This window comes from Pseudokineococcus sp. 5B2Z-1 (assembly GCF_037482305.1).
Taxonomy (GTDB): domain Bacteria; phylum Actinomycetota; class Actinomycetes; order Actinomycetales; family Quadrisphaeraceae; genus Pseudokineococcus.
This window is the reverse complement of record NZ_JBBHZG010000016.1, coordinates 1-816: the sequence shown is the minus strand read 5'-3', so window position 1 is coordinate 816 and position 816 is coordinate 1. Positions and strand designations below refer to the sequence as shown.

Genomic DNA, 816 nt, shown 5'->3' with positions numbered 1-816 from the left:
GTCCACGACCACCTCACCACCGCCGCGACCACCCGCACCGGCCCCCACGGGCGCAGCGACCCCCACGCCGCCACCACCGCCGGCCTCGCCGGCCCCCACCTCCTCACCACCGCCCGCGACACCCCCGCGGGCACCGGGCTGCCCGACCGCCGCGGCCTGGACGCCCGCCGCTTCGACGCCCTCGTCGACCTCGCCCTCACCAGCACCAGCACTCACCACGCTCCTGACACCGACCGCGACGCCGCAGACCGCGACGAAGACGGCGACCGNCGTCAGCACCACGACCGCACGACACCCCAGCACCCCCGCCCGGCCCGGCCGCGGCGTCCAGGTCGTCGTCGCCCTCACCAGCCTCCTCGGCCTCGACGACGAACCCGCCCACACCCCCGGCACCGGCCCGGTGCCCGTCGAGCACGTCCGCGAGCTCCTGGCCACCGGCGCCCCCTTCCGCCGCGCCCTGACCCACCCCCTCACCGGCCAGCTCATCGCCCTCGACGGCCACCTCATGACCACCGACCCACCCCCCGACGACCCCGGCGGGGACGACGACCCCAGCGGCAGAGACGGCCGTCCCGGCGGTGACCGCCCCAACGGTGACGACGGCAGCCCCGGCAGCCCCGGCAGCCCCGGCAGCGGTGACCACCCCGGTGCCCCCGCAGGCCCCGGCAGCGGTGACCACCCCGGTGACCCCGCAGGCCCCGGCAGCGGTGACCACCCCGGTGACCCCGCAGGCCCCGGCAGCTGTGACCAAGCTGGAGGCCCCGTCGACCCCGTCGACCCCGGCGGCACCAGCAGCACCGACCGCGCCGCCACCGG

At 78.7% G+C, this 816-nt stretch carries 1 pseudogene; it reads left to right on the top strand.

Features of this window, described 5'->3' with window-relative positions:
* Positions 1-400: 400 nt before the first annotated feature.
* Positions 401-816: pseudogene (locus WDV85_RS17020) on the top strand (hypothetical protein); the annotation flags it as partial.